At 47.6% G+C, this 601-nt stretch carries 1 pseudogene; it reads right to left on the bottom strand.

Annotated elements, in window-relative coordinates:
- Positions 1-601 (bottom strand): annotated as a pseudogene (locus R3X28_RS19210) (hypothetical protein); the annotation flags it as partial.

Raw genomic sequence — 601 nt, 5'->3', positions numbered from 1 at the left:
CGTACTGTTCGGGGATGTAATACTTCCATCAGCCAAAGACGATTCGTTAACATCCAAGGTTACATTCTCCAATATGGAGTTCGCAGGTGTTCCCCCTAGGGTAATCGTACTATTTGGGGAAGTGATACTGCCATCGCCTACTATATCCGTAGGATCCACGGTAACCGTATATTCCGTATTGTTGCCAGATGTTGTGGAAGAAACATCGATTCCAGTGCCTTCTACAACCGTGGTGGTCTTTTCAATTGCGTTTATTGCAGGGGAAAGATCCAGTGCGGCTGATGCCTCTCCGTTTACGGTACTGATCAGTTCATTGCTGCCATTTAAACCAAGAACATTACTATTTATGATCGGTACGCCAGTTCCTGTTACTCCATCGACCGTCGTACTCAAAGTGTTCACATTACTTGTATTGGAAACCGTGGTCGCAGGAATCAACGTACTTGGGGCTATATATTCCCAATCCGTCCCGTTCCATTGTATCAGATCGCCAGACGCACTGCCAGCCGCCAATTTCCCTAAGGTAACGGCATCATCGGCTATGTCACCAGTCGCAATCGTTCCATCCAAGATATCGGAGGATTCGACTGCCCCTGTGGCA

Source organism: Maribacter sp. TH_r10 (assembly GCF_033101095.1).
In the GTDB taxonomy this organism is placed as follows: Bacteria; Bacteroidota; Bacteroidia; order Flavobacteriales; family Flavobacteriaceae; genus Maribacter_A; species Maribacter_A luteus.
This window is presented reverse-complemented; position numbering and strand designations above follow the sequence as displayed.